The organism is Phenylobacterium sp. NIBR 498073 (genome assembly GCF_027286305.1).
Classification (GTDB): Bacteria; Pseudomonadota; Alphaproteobacteria; order Caulobacterales; family Caulobacteraceae; genus Phenylobacterium.
In genome coordinates this window covers 3,256,132-3,269,012 of record NZ_CP114599.1, presented here as the reverse complement: position 1 = coordinate 3,269,012, position 12,881 = coordinate 3,256,132, and the positions used below count along the sequence as shown (strand labels likewise).

At 66.1% G+C, this 12,881-nt stretch carries 10 protein-coding genes; 7 read left to right on the top strand and 3 right to left on the bottom strand.

Going from position 1 to position 12,881, the window contains the following annotated elements; all coding sequences use genetic code 11:
• Positions 1–30 precede the first annotated feature (30 nt).
• Positions 31–1,569 (bottom strand): hypothetical protein, encoded by a 1,539-nt coding sequence (locus tag O4N75_RS16360; RefSeq protein ID WP_269626526.1) that lies wholly within the window; start codon positions 1,567–1,569, stop codon positions 31–33.
• A gap of 204 nt (positions 1,570–1,773) precedes the next feature.
• Between O4N75_RS16360 and O4N75_RS16355 the strand changes: the two genes are divergently transcribed.
• From O4N75_RS16355 to rfbA, 7 genes are all read left to right on the top strand, one after another.
• Positions 1,774–2,166 (top strand): GtrA family protein, encoded by a 393-nt coding sequence (locus O4N75_RS16355; RefSeq protein ID WP_269626525.1) that lies wholly within the window; start codon positions 1,774–1,776, stop codon positions 2,164–2,166.
• 207 nt (positions 2,167–2,373) lie between these two features.
• A complete protein-coding gene (locus O4N75_RS16350) occupies positions 2,374–2,619 on the top strand; it encodes an XrtV sorting system accessory protein (RefSeq protein WP_267230407.1) in 246 nt (81 codons plus the stop codon).
• 175 nt (positions 2,620–2,794) lie between these two features.
• Positions 2,795–5,332 carry an AMP-binding protein gene (locus O4N75_RS16345; protein ID WP_269626524.1) on the top strand — a complete coding sequence of 846 codons (2,538 nt, stop codon included), beginning with the start codon at positions 2,795–2,797 and terminating at the stop codon, positions 5,330–5,332.
• A gap of 155 nt (positions 5,333–5,487) precedes the next feature.
• The gene (locus O4N75_RS16340) at positions 5,488–6,972 is read left to right on the top strand and encodes an ATP-binding protein (protein ID WP_269626523.1); all 1,485 of its coding nucleotides are present in this window, start codon (positions 5,488–5,490) and stop codon (positions 6,970–6,972) included.
• A 94-nt stretch (positions 6,973–7,066) separates the two neighbouring features.
• On the top strand, positions 7,067–8,131 hold the full coding sequence (gene rfbB / locus O4N75_RS16335) for a dTDP-glucose 4,6-dehydratase (RefSeq protein ID WP_269626522.1): 1,065 nt from the start codon (positions 7,067–7,069) through the stop codon (positions 8,129–8,131).
• Complete coding sequence (gene rfbD, locus O4N75_RS16330; RefSeq protein ID WP_269626521.1) at positions 8,128–9,042, top strand: dTDP-4-dehydrorhamnose reductase; 915 nt, start codon at positions 8,128–8,130, stop codon at positions 9,040–9,042. The genes rfbB and rfbD overlap by 4 nt, the downstream gene beginning before the upstream one ends.
• Positions 9,043–9,936: a glucose-1-phosphate thymidylyltransferase RfbA gene (gene rfbA, locus O4N75_RS16325; RefSeq protein WP_269626520.1), complete on the top strand. Its 894-nt coding sequence runs from the start codon at positions 9,043–9,045 to the stop codon at positions 9,934–9,936.
• On the opposite strand, the gene O4N75_RS16320 is transcribed toward rfbA, so the two are convergent.
• Together O4N75_RS16320 and O4N75_RS16315 are read right to left on the bottom strand one after the other, a co-directional pair.
• Positions 9,933–10,955 carry a right-handed parallel beta-helix repeat-containing protein gene (locus tag O4N75_RS16320; RefSeq protein ID WP_269626519.1) on the bottom strand — a complete coding sequence of 341 codons (1,023 nt, stop codon included), beginning with the start codon at positions 10,953–10,955 and terminating at the stop codon, positions 9,933–9,935. The two genes, rfbA and O4N75_RS16320, sit on opposite strands and share 4 nt — an antisense overlap.
• 57 nt (positions 10,956–11,012) lie before the next feature.
• On the bottom strand, positions 11,013–12,440 hold the full coding sequence (locus tag O4N75_RS16315; protein ID WP_269626518.1) for a right-handed parallel beta-helix repeat-containing protein: 1,428 nt from the start codon (positions 12,438–12,440) through the stop codon (positions 11,013–11,015).
• Positions 12,441–12,881: the final 441 nt, after the last annotated feature.

Genomic DNA, 12,881 nt, shown 5'->3' with positions numbered 1-12,881 from the left:
GGCTGCAAGGCGCGGGCCAACGGCGGCGGGTCAGCTCAAGGCGTGGGCCGGCGCGGTGCTCGCTGCGCTTCCCTGACGAAGCTTCGAGATCACGCTGGCCGCAAAGATGATGGCGACCAGGGGAACCAGCCACATGACCCGGCTCTGATAGCGATTGTGCACCTCGGACAGCGCGCCGATCGCCAGGGCGTTCTCGGCGATCCCGGCCAGGGCGAACAGTCCCAGAAGCCACAGCCGACGGTCGATCAGCTGGCGCCGGAACGCGGCGATGTAGCCGATCACCGCCAGCGAGGCGATGAGGCCGGCGTTGGCGAGGCCGCGGGCGATCTCCAACGGGAAGACGCCGTGCGACTGCAGCGAGTTCAGGTACTGATCGGCCAGGGCGGGCGAGACGCTGGCGATCGATTGGGTGACGAACGCGGCGGGCGGATTGTTGATGTCGTCGTCGATCTGGAAAGTCAGCAACTGGTCGATGGTGTTGCCGATCGCGTTCATCGTGATCTGGCCCGGATAGGCGCGGAGCGTTTCGCGGTTCAGTTCCGGAGCCTCGTCGACGAGGCGGGGGTTCGACAGGCGCGAGACCGTCCCGTCCTTGTCCCAGAGGAAGTAGTCGGAGACCGAGCCGTGGCGGTCGGCGTCTTTCAGGCGGTCGAGTTCGGAGCAGAGGACGTAGTCCTTCTGCGGGCACGCGGTGCGCAGGTACTGCTCGGTGACGCCGTCGCCGACGAACCGCGCGAGCAGGAAGAGGGAGGAGCTCTCCGAGATCACCGGCTTTCCGGCCACCGCGACGTTCGAGGCGATCAGGACCAGCGGCGCGACGATCAGCGGGACGACGACGCCCCCGAGAATATAGGGCGCGCGGAAGGCCCCGCGGAACACCGCCAGCGACAGCAAGAACATCACCGCAATCGCCAGAGTGATGGGGATGTGGCTCAGATGCACTGCGACCAGGAAGGTCATGAGGCCGGTGTCAAACAGCCGTCCCCAGGCCGAACGGCGCTCCCAGCCCTGCACCACGGCGAACGAGAACGCGATGAGCAGGCCGGTGAAGACGTCGGGCATCACGTAGGCCGCGGTGACCGGCAAGCTCGAGAAGCCGGTCAGCAGCAGGATGCAGGCGGCGAAGGCGGCGGTCGAGGCGAGGCCCACGGCGACCAGCAGCCGCCGGATCACATAGGCCGACAGCACGCCGTGCGCGAACGGGACCAACAGGAAAGTGAGCGGGGTGGCGAACGGGATCAGGAAGGCGCTGTAGGTGAAGGGCCGCAGGAAGAAGGGGTTGCTATAGGTCTCCCCCGTGGTCGGCTTTCCGGCGCCCGACATGGCGACCCCGATCTCCTGGGCGGCGGTGGAGCTTCCCAGCAGCAGCTTCATCACGGCGCTGGCGCGGTCGATGTAGTTGCTCGTGTCGAAGAAGATCACCGGAAAATGGTTGATCAGCGCCACGACCGAGAGCAGTAGGCCCGCCAAGCTGAGGTAGATGATCGCCTTCGCCGCGCCCCAGGATCCGGCGTCCGTCACGTCGAGGCTCAAGGCGGCCTGGATCCGCGTGGCGTTGGTATCGATCATGCAGGGAGTCCGCGGCGGTTTGAAAAATGTAACGACTAGGCGCTTAGCGCGATCTTCTTAACAGTCTAGCTTCAATTTCTGGTAGCGCCATGACGATTGTCAGCAGGAACGTCAAGCGTTGCTGCTGTTTGTGTGACGATACGGCGGGCGAGGGGGTGTGCCATTAAGGCCAGTGGTGGATACGCCGTTGTAGTCGGCGAGTTTGTGAGGTTCACGACGATCGGCTTCTTCGGCCTGTTCGTCGATATGGGCGCGCTTTGGTTCGCGCTGAACGCGTTGTCGCTCAATCTCTATGGCGGGCGCATCTTCTCGTTTCTTGTCGCCGCTACGTTCACTTGGGGTTGCAATCGCCTCTACACGTTCCGGGAGGCGCGCGGCGGCGGACTGCTTGGCCAATGGCTGAAGTTTCTGAGCGTCAATGCGGTTGGCGGCCTAGTCAATTTCGCCGTCTATGTCGCCGTTTTGCATCAGGGCGCGGTGATGCTCGCAGGCCGCGCCGAGTTGCTGGCCTACCTCCCCTATGTTGGCGTTGCGGCGGGCTCGGCGGCCGGGCTGTTCCTGAATTTCGCCGCCTCGAAGCGGCTGATCTTCCGCTAGCCGGCCGATCCGGCGTTGGCGACGTCCCGCCGCCGGCGATCATCTCGGGGCTGGATCGGGGCGTCGTCCGGGTTCATCATCTGCAAGTTATTTTCGCGTAGCGATGTTCCGGATTCGGCTATCCTGCCGTTGCGACCTCCGGTCTGGCCCGAATTGTGCAGGGGCGTGGCTGCTCGAAATTAACAGTATTGCTTAGGGGCTGGTGTCTTGCAGACTATCTACGATTGGGTCACGGTCGCGATCTTCGGCGCTTTGATCGTCCTATTTCTGCACAGGTCGACAGCTCAGGAAGAGCCGAGGGATAATATCTATCAGTATCTGCCGGCGTGCATTGGCTGCGCGCTGGCCAACTATGTCGGTAATGAAGGGTATGGAGCGGCGGCCTTCGCGATCATCGTCGCGGTTCTGGCCTATGTTGCTTATGTCCTGAAGCCGTTCAACTTGAAGTTCTGACCGGACCTCGCGTCCGGCATATCCCCTTCGGTCGCGCAAGGCATGGGGCTGACGACGCGGCCAGACCAGACAGGCGGGGGCCGAACCGTTGAGTGCGTCCGATATTGCCGCTCCGTCCATCCCGCTCACGGCCACGTTCGCCGGACGCCTTGAGGCGCATGGCCACGCGTTGGCGGTGGCCACCGACGCCGGCGAGCGTCTCAGTTACATTGAGCTCGCCGCCCGCGCCGACGAGTTCGCCGCCAGCCTGCCGCCGGGGCGGCACCTGCTGCTGATCGAGGCGGCCAATGAACTGGCCCCGTTGGTCGCTTACATCGCGGCGCTGCGTCACGGGCATCCGGTGATCATGGCCGGCGACGGCGGCGCCGGACAGTCGCAGCGGACCATTGAGATCTATCGGCCAAGCGTCCGTTTCCGTAAGGACGGCGCGCGCTGGGTCGCTGAGCCCGGCGCGCCCGGTGCGCGGAACCTGCATCCCGATCTGGCGGTGCTGCTCTCGACCTCGGGCTCGACCGGTGCGGCCAAACTGGTGCGCCTGGATCGCACCGCGGTCGACGCCAACGCGAAGTCGATCGGTGAGTATCTGGGCCTGACGTCAGACGACCGGGCGATCACCACCCTGCCGATCCACTATAGCTATGGGTTGTCGGTCGTGAATTCGCACCTGGCGGCAGGCGGTGCGATCCTGCTGACCGCTCGCTCGGTGGTCGATGATGCGTTCTGGGACTTCTTCGCGGCCGAGGAGGCGACCTCCCTGGCCGGGGTTCCCTATACCTACGAGCTTTTCGAGCGCATCGGCTTGCGGCTCCGCCGGCTACCCTCGCTGCGGACGATGACCCAGGCTGGCGGGCGCCTGCCGCCGGAGACGGCGCGGACCTACGCCGAGTGGGCGCGAGGGACGGGCGTGCGCTTCTTCGTCATGTATGGCCAGACCGAGGCGACGGCGCGGATGGCCTATGTGCCGCCCGAGCTGCTGTTGGACAATCCGGGCTGCATCGGGATGGCGATCCCGGGGGGCGCCTTTCATCTCGTCGACGAGGCCGGCGGGGTCGTGGAAGGTGCGGAGGTTCGGGGCGAGCTGGTGTACCGCGGCGCCAACGTGATGTCGGGCTATGCGCTGGTCGAGGCGGACCTGGCCAAGGGGCGCGAGCTGTCCGAGCTTCCGACCGGCGACCTGGCGATGCGCGATGCGCAGGGCCTCTATCGGATCGTGGGGCGCAAGACCCGGTTCTCCAAGCTGTTCGGGCTGCGCATCAGCTTCGATGAGGTCGAAGACCAGCTGCGGCGGCAGGGTGTGAGCGCGATCGTCACCGGCGACGACGAAATGCTGGCGGTGGGCGTGGTCGCCGCCGAGCCGCAGGTCGTGGCCGAAGGTCTGTCACAGGTGTTGTCGCTACCCGTCTCCGGCATCGTGGCGATCGGCTATGACGAGTTGCCGACCCTGAGTTCGGGCAAGATGGACTATCAGGCGCTGTTGGCCGCGGCGCGGGCTGCGCCGTCGCGCCGACCGCCGGCCCGGGGCGGCGGGGGCAGGGCCATCGAGAGCGCGTTTCGCCGCGCCTTCCCGCGGGCGGCCATCACCCCAGCGGACAGCTTCGTCAGCCTGGGCGGCGACTCCCTGGGCTATGTGGCGCTGTCGCTCGACATCGAGGGGCGTCTGGGCTTCCTGCCGGAGCGGTGGGAAGAGACGAGCATCGCCGACCTGCAGGCGCTGGCCGACAAGGCTGTCACCCGCCGCCGCGGGGTCTTCAGCCTGCGCGGCGTCGAGTCGGAGGTCGCCATTCGGGCGGCTGCGATCATCAGCGTGGTGATCTCGCACGCCTCGGCCTGGCCGATCGGCGGCAGCGCGCATGTGCTGCTGTTGCTCTCAGGCTACAATTTGTCCCGCTACCAGGGCTCACGCCTCAACGACGGCGGGGGGCGCTCGATGCTGGCCACCTTCTTCCAGAGGATCATCGCACCCTACTACGTGATCCTCTGCCTCTACCTGATCTCCGAAAAGACCTTCGACGTTCCGTCGCTGCTGTTGGTGAGCAACTTTTTCGGCCGCTTCGGCAGCTTCCTGGAGCCGTACTGGTTCCTGGAGGCGCTGCTCCAATGCATGCTGATCTTCGCGGCGTTGTTCGCCATCGGGCCGGTGCGTCGGTTCGCGGTGCGACGACCTTGGGATTTTGGCCTTGCGCTGCTGGCCGCGGCGCTGGCCGTCCGGGTGATCGCCTCCTTGATCATGCCGCACGAGTACTTGCTGGAGCGCACGCCCGACGCCGTGTTCTATCTGTTGGCGTTCGGGTGGTGCCTGCACCGGGCCACGACCGTCCCGCGCAAGCTGCTGCTGACCCTGGTGTGTCTGGTGATCGCGGCGCTGCAGTTCGCAGGGCCGCAGGCGATCTGGGAGCACTTCCAGTATCCTGCCAACGTGACCCACGCCCTGTGGCTGGCGTCCGCGGCGGGCCTGATCCTATGGGCGCCGCGAATTTTCCTGCCTAACCTGCTGCACGGCTTTGTTGGCCTGATCGCGGCGGCGAGCTTCTATATCTACCTGACCCACGGCGTGCCGGTGCACGGCTTCCTGCACGTTCTGCACGTGCAGAACGTGCCGTTGATCGTGGCGGTGTCGGTCGCGCTGGGGGTGGGGGCCTACAAGGTCTCGGAGAAGGTGTTGGAGCGGCTCGCCCGCGGCCAGGAGGGCCGGCGGCGAGAAGTTGTTCAGTAGAGCTTGTCGAGCAGAGCTGGCGATTAACGTTGACTCAACTCGGACCGGTTTAAGATTTCGCCACAATCGGCGTGTTTACGGGTGGCGGGTTCAAACCTGCGGTCGTAGACCGTCGATATCGCAGATGCACCGCAGCATGCGTGCTTGGAGGCGCCGTGAGTTGGATCAATAGCGTGATGGCGCGCTCTTTCGGGCGTAAGCCGAAAGCCGCCACGAACCCCCAGCCGAACCTCGTCTTCGCAGCGCCGCCGGCGCCGCGCGAGGGCATCCCGGTCAAAAAGCAGACTGACTCGGCGTTTCCGCGCTTCCAGTCCATGGCCGGCGACCAGCTGAGCCCGCGCCTGAACGACCGTTTCGCCAGCGCGCGGATCAAGCTGCGCAGCGCGTTCACGCCCTCGCAGCCGATCACCGACCGCCGGATGTTCGCCGGTCGTCTGGACGTGCTGACGACGCTGATCCGGTCGATCGAGGACCAGCGCGTCCACGTGATCATGTACGGCGAGCGGGGCATCGGTAAGACCTCGCTGGTGCATGTGCTGACCCAGGCGGCCGAAGAGGCCCGCTACATCGTGGTCTATTGCTCCTGCGGGGCCGGCTCGACCTTCGACGAGATCTTCCGCGCCGTCGCCGCCGACATTCCACTGCTGTTCCACAGCGGCTTTGCGCCGACGACCAACGAGGCTGAGCGCGGCGGCACCCTGGCCGACCTGCTGCCGGCCACGACTCTGACGCCGCGGCTGGTCGCGGATCTTTTCGCCAAGCTGACCGGCACCCGCGTGCTCGTGGTGCTCGACGAATTCGATGTCTGCGACTCCCCGGAGTTCCGTCGCAATATCGCCGAGCTGATCAAGAACCTCTCGGACCGCTCGATCCGCACCCAACTGGTGATCGCCGGCGTGGCCGCGGACCTGACCGAACTGGTCGAACATATCCCGTCGATCCGCCGGAACATCTTCGCTCTGCAGGTGCCGAAGATGAGCGCCTCGGAGGTCAACCACCTGGTCGAGAACGGCGAGGAGCTCAGCGGCCTGACCTATGACAAGTCGGCCACCGACTTCATTGTCTTCGTCGCCAATGGCTCGCCCTATTTCGCCAGCCTGCTGAGCCACCATTCGGGGCTGGCCGCGATCGACAAGGGGCGCACCAACGTCACGGTCGAGGACGTGTCGCAGGCCGTGGACCAGGCGCTGACCGAATTCCGCGGCCGGATCTCCAAGCATTCGCTGGTTCAGATTGACCAGGCGGCCAAGAGCGGCGTGCGCCATGTGCTGGGCGTGATGGCCGGCGCGGCGATCTTCAACAACGGCCGTTTCGACGACCGCGACGTGGACGCGCTCTATCCGAGCGTGGCCAACGCCTCGAGCTTCAAGGCGACGCTCGAAGACCTGGCCGCCAAGCACGTGCTGCTGGAGGCCCACGACGACGAGTTCGGCCGCGGCTATCGCTTCGCCGAAGAGGCCGTGCTGCCTTATCTGTGGATCCTGGCCGCGCAGCAGCGCTTCCTGGAAAACCGCAAGTCGGGCGCGCCGGCCGACAGGCCCGTGGTCCCGACCACCGACAAGGCGCCGGCGACGGACAAGCCCGCCGAGAAGGCGACATCGGCCGCCGTCGTCACCCCCAGGGCCGCCGGTCGGTCCTGATCGGGAACCGAAAGGGCCGCTGGCCCTTTCGCCAAGGGCGGCGCAGGCGGTATGGAGTAGCCTTCGACGCCAGCGATCTCTGGGGGAGTAGGTTTTGCGCATTCTTGTCACCGGCGGCGCCGGCTTCATCGGCTCGGCCCTGATCCGGCACCTGATCGCCGAAACCGAGCACGAGGTGCTGAACCTCGACAAGCTGACCTATGCCGGGGACGAGCGTTCGCTGGACGGCGTGGCGGGGAACAACCGCTATTCGTTCCGCAAGGTCGATGTCGCAGACGGCGGCGCCGTGCGCGCGGCCCTGCGCGACTTCCGCCCGGACGTGGTGACCCACTTGGCGGCTGAGTCTCATGTCGACCGTTCGATCGACGGCCCGGCGGAGTTCATCCAGACCAACATCGTCGGCACTTTCGTAATGCTGTCGGAGGTGCTGGCCTACTGGCGCGGCCTGGACAGGGCGGCCCAGGACGCCTTCCGCTTTCACCACATCTCGACCGACGAGGTGTTCGGTTCGCTGGGCGACACCGGCTTCTTCACTGAGACGACGGCCTACGACCCCCGCTCGCCCTATTCGGCCTCGAAGGCCTCATCGGACCACCTGGTGCGGGCCTGGCACCATACCTACGGCCTGCCGGTGCTGGTCACCAACTGCTCGAACAACTACGGCCCGTATCACTTCCCCGAGAAGCTGATCCCGCTGATGATCGTCAAGTGCCTGGCGGGCGAGCCGCTGCCGGTCTACGGCGCGGGCGCCAATGTCCGCGACTGGCTCTATGTCGATGACCACGCCCGGGCCCTGACCCGGGTGTTCGAGGCCGGTACGCCGGGCGAGAGCTACATCATCGGCGGGCGGGCCGAGCGCACCAACCTGCAGGTGGTGCACGCGATCTGCGAGACGCTCGACCGCCTGCGGCCCCGCGGGGACGGCAAGTCCTACAAGGAGCAGGTCAGTTTCGTCGCCGACCGGCCGGGCCACGATCACCGCTACGCCATCGACCCGACCAAGCTCGACCGGGAGCTCGGCTGGCGGGCAGCCGAAAGCTTCGACACCGGCATCGAGAAGACCGTCCGTTGGTACCTCGAGAACGATGCCTGGTGGGCCCCGATCCTGGCGAGCAGCGACGTGGGCCAACGGCTGGGCCTGAAGACCGTCGGCGCATGACTTCTTCGACCGCAACGGCGGCCGTGCTGCTGACCGGCGGCAGCGGTCAGGTCGGAACCGAGATACGCCGCCAGGCTCCGGCGACGATGAACATTGTCGCGCCGTCGAGCGCGGCGTTGAGCCTGGGCGATCCCGATGCGATCCTGGCGATGGTCGCCTCGCGGCCCTGGGCAGCGGTGATCAACTGCGGCGCCTATACCGCGGTCGACCGCGCCGAGAGCGAGGTGGTCGAGGCCTGGCGGGCCAACGCCCTTGGCCCTGCGGCCCTGGCGCAGGCGACCGCCGCCGCGCAGATTCCGCTGATCCACGTCTCGACCGACTATGTGTTCGACGGCTCCCGGCACGGCGCCTATCGCGAATCCGACCCGGTGGCGCCGCTGGGCGTCTATGGCGGCTCGAAGGAGGCCGGCGAGCAGGCCGTGCGAACAGGCAATCGCCGCCATCTCATCCTGCGTACGGCCTGGGTGGTCAGTCCGCATGGATCCAACTTCATCAAGACGATGCTGCGGCTGGCGCAGACGCGGCCCGAGGTGCGGGTGGTCGATGACCAGCGCGGCTGCCCGACCAGCGCCGCCGACATCGCCGCGACCCTGCTCAAGATAACCGGCCGAATGATCGCCGAGCCGTCGGCGCCGACCGGCACCTATCACTTCGTCAACGCCGGCGAGGCGACCTGGTGCGAACTGGCCCGGGCGGTGTTCGAAATGGCGCAGGCGCGCGGGGCCCCGGCGCCGCGGCTCGAAGCCATCACCACCGCTGAGTTTCCGACCCCGGCCCGCCGGCCGGCCAATTCACGCCTGGATACGGCCAAGTTGCAGGCCGACTACGGGATCGAACCGCGCCCCTGGCGGGCGGTGGTGGAAGATATTGTCGAGGCGCTGCTTCCCGCCACGCAGGAACAAGGACTTTAGATGAAGGGCATCATCCTGGCCGGCGGCTCGGGCACCCGGCTGCATCCGGCGACGCTGGCGGTGAACAAGCAACTGCTGCCGATCTACGACAAGCCGATGATCTATTATCCGCTGTCGGTGCTCATGCTGGCCGGCATCCGGGACATCCTGATCATCTCGTCGCCCGAGTACATCGACAACTACCGGCGGCTGTTCGAGGACGGCTCGAACTTCGGGCTCAATATCGAGTACGCGATCCAGCCGAAGCCCGAGGGTCTGGCCCAGGCCTTCCTGATCGGCGAGAGCTTCGTCGGCGATGACCGCGCCGCCCTGGTGCTGGGCGACAACATTTTCTTCGGCGCGGGCATGAGCCGGTTGCTGAAGAACGCGGCGGACCGTGAGGACGGGGCGACGATCTTTTCGTACGAGGTCGACCAGCCCCAGGCCTACGGCGTGGTCGAGCTGGACGACACCGGCCGGGCGATCAGCCTGGAGGAAAAGCCCGCCGAGCCGAAGTCGCGCCAAGCGGTCACCGGTCTCTATTTCTACGACAACCGTGTGGTCGAATTCGCCAAGCGGGTGCGCCCGTCGGCCCGCGGCGAACTCGAGATCACCGACCTCAACCGCATGTACATGGAAGCCGGGGACCTGTTCGTCGAGCAGCTGTCGCGCGGCTACGCCTGGCTCGACACCGGCACGCACGAGAGCCTGGTCGAGGCGTCGGAGTTCGTGCGCGCGGTCCAGAAGCGCCAGGGCGTGCACATCGCCTGCCTCGAAGAGATCGCCTACATCAACGGCTTCATCGACCGCGACCAGCTGCGCGTGCGCGGCAAGCTGTTCGAGAAGACCGCCTATGGCAAATACCTGCTCGACATCGCCGAGCAGGCCGCCCCGCCCAGCCGCCGGCTGATCTAGGGCGCGGTCGGCGGCCGGATCGGGCTGAGGCTCGGCCGGTCCTTGACGGCGAGGTTCTTGTTGTCGCTCTGGAGCAGCTTCCAGTAGCGGTTCTTGAACACCTGGCCGCGGGTGACGTAGGTGAGGCTGATGCGCGCGTTCATGCCCTCGTAGGGCTGGACGGTGTTGCCCGAGACTTCGACGTCCTCGGCGTGCGCCACGGCGATGCCGTTGTACATCGAGCCCTCGATGAGATTGTCGCGGATCACCACCCGGCGATAGGGCAGGGCTCCGGTCTGGTCGGTTATGAAGATGCCCTGCATGATGCCGCCCGAGCCGCGGCGAATGCGGTTGTCGACGATGGTTATGTCTTCGGCAGAGGCCGTGGCGTTGCGGCTGAACAGCTGGATGGCGTCTGGGTGCGCTCCCGGCGTCGGGTCGAAGTCGGCGAAGTCGTTGCCCTTGATCAGCAACCGCGAGGCGCCATTGCTGGTGACGCCGTCGGCCCCGAGCCCTCGGAAGGTGTTGCCCTCGATCGCCACGTCGGATCCGCCGGAGAGGACGATCCCGTTCCGAAAGCCTGAAAAGGACGACTTCTCCACGCGCACGTTGCGCGAGTTGGTGAAGACAAGGCCCTGGCCTGTCCGCAGGCCGCGCGCTGTCACTTCGCTGAATTGGATATCCTGGCTGTTGTTCACGGCGAGCCGGCCGGCGCCCGGCTGGTCGAGCACCACGCCCAGGCCGATGATCCGCAGGCCTGCGACGTTGGTCAGCACGAAGCCGGTGGTTCGCGCATCCCGGGCGATCAGGGTGACCGGCGTGGCGAAGCTGAGATCGCTGAGCGCGATCTGACTGTAGTCGCCGGGCGCCAGAACGACGGTCGCGCCAGGGCCGGCCGCGGTCATCGCCAGGGTCAGGGCTGGGGCGTCACGGACCGTGATCGGTCTGAGTTCGGCGACGCGCTCGGGCGGTGGCGCGGCGTGCTGCGCTTGATTAGGCGCGGCGTCCGCGCTGAGGGCCCAGAGCAGGATTTCCAGCATGGTGCGCTCCGTTCGCTGCGACGGAGCGCCACCCTATCAGACGTTGCGGCCTGAACGTCAGGCCGAGACGATCCACCCGTCGGAAAGCGACGACATCTGGACATTGGCCAGGACCATGCGCGCGCCGCCCACGAGGTCGATGACGACGTCGCCGCCGACCTGGCTCACCGTGTAGCGGGCGCCGTCGCCGACGAAGACGCGGTCGCCTTCGGCTCGGTTGAAGTCGGTGACTAGGTCAAGGCCGGCTTGGCCGAAGATGTGGAAGGTATCGGCTCCGGCTCCGCCGGTTACGGTGTCGTCGCCGAGGTCCCCGGACAGCCAGTCGTCGCCGTCACCGCCGATGACGACGTCGTTGTTTTGGCCGCCGCGCAGGGTGTCTGCGCCGATTTCGCCGTAAATCGTGTCGTTGCCGAGATTTCCGAGCACGAGGTCGGAGCCCGCCCCGCCGAGCAGCAGGTCGTTGTGTTGTCCGCCGGCCACCCAGTCGTCGCCTGCACCGCCGTGGAGCGTGTCGTCGCCGGTGTTGCCGTTGATGTCGTCGAAGCCGCCGCCGCCTGAGATGCTGTCTGCGCCGTCGCCGCCACGCAGATAGTCAGCGTACTCGCGGCCGGTGATGATGTCGTTGCCGGCCCCGCCCTCGATCCGGCTGCCGCCGTCGATCCGGGCGCTGAGCTGGTCATCGCCGTCGCCGCCCTTGATCCAGTGGGCGAGCGCGTTGGCTCCGTTGTCCGTCAGCGCCGGGATGACCGCGTTCCCCGACTGGCTCAGGTTGACGTTAGATTCAAGGACGTAGCTCGGCGCCTGATTGTTGCTGAGCTGGGTGTTGGTCGATTCCGTGACGCGGATCCAAGACCTCTGGTCGCCATACGAGGCCACCAGGTTGCCGTCGATGACCACGTTGTTTGCGCCGGCCACCATGATGCCGTTGTACATCCCGCCGACGACGACGTTGGCGGCGATGGTGACCCCCTCATAGCCGATGCCGATCTGGTCGGTGACGAACACGCCTTGGACGACGCCGCCGGCGCCGCGCGTGATCAGGTTGCCGCTGACCAGGATGTCCTGCGCCTTGACGGTCGTGCCTTGGGTCAGGAACTGGATGGCGTCCGGGTGATCGCCATTCGACGGGAAGAAGTCGGTGAAAGCGTTTCCGATGACCTGGACCCGCGAGGTCCCGGCGCTCATCACCCCGTCCGACCGCAAGTCGTGGAAGCTGTTGTTCTCGACCCGCACATCGCTGCCGCCCATCAAGCTGACAGCGTGGGAGAACTCCTGGAACTCCGAGCCGGTCACCTTGACGCCGGTGCTGTTGCGGATCAGCAGCGCGTTCTGGTCGTCAGCGGGGTTGTTGTTCAGAGACCCGTGAAAATTGAGGCCGGTCAGGGTAATGTTCTTGGAATTGACGATCTGCGCATTCCAGACCGTCCACGGCGAACTGAAGTCCATATGCAGGTTGCTGAAGTTCAGCCCCTGACTGCTGGTCACCGTAAGTCCGGTCAGGGTCGCCGGATTGCCAGGATCCCTCGACGTTATCGTCACCTCGCCATCGAATACGAGGTTCCTCAGTTGAACGTTAGAGTAGTTTCCCGCCTCGAGGAGGATTCTGTCGCCGGCCTTGGCCGCGCCAAGTGCAGCGGTAAGTTCGGTGGCGCTAGCGCACAGGATATCGGCCATGAGGTTCGCGTCTTCTCTATTCTGGTCGCAGCCCCCGCTGAACTCGTCCGACCATAGCGTGTGAAGCTCAGCGGTCACTGAGGCTAAATTGACGCAGGAGGCGTACCGCCTCCGTCCGGACCAGATGGGGCCCTGGCATACCTAAGAAATGCTTAAATCTGGGGCGCAACTCGCCCCTCAGCCCAGCGCCGGAAATCCGCCGTCGCGCACCGTCGCGACTTAGCGAGCGCTGATAGGAATGTTAATTCATGA